The sequence below is a fragment of the Halomonas sp. V046 genome, from assembly GCF_052645355.1.
Map to the genome: position 1 here is coordinate 1 of NZ_JBQXYF010000099.1, position 205 is coordinate 205.

1 protein-coding gene is annotated in these 205 nt (G+C 63.9%); it reads right to left on the reverse strand.

Going from position 1 to position 205, the window contains the following annotated elements:
* On the reverse strand, nt 1-205 hold a 205-nt coding region (locus tag ACUN9Y_RS22425; protein WP_445462946.1), incomplete at both ends, for a hypothetical protein.

Sequence of the window (205 nt, forward strand, 5' to 3'; positions counted from 1 at the left end):
TCCTTCACATCGATCGTGAGGGTCGTGGTCGCAACGTCGCCATCGCTGTCGGTCAGGGTGACCGCGAAGTCGTCCTGGATACCGTCGCTGTCGGTGCCCTGGGTGCTGTGCTCGGTGGTGTTGTCATCGAGGGTGTAGCTGTAGGTGTAGTTGCCAGCGCTGACGCTGACCGTCAGGACGCCGTAGCTGCCCTGCACCGTGCCGC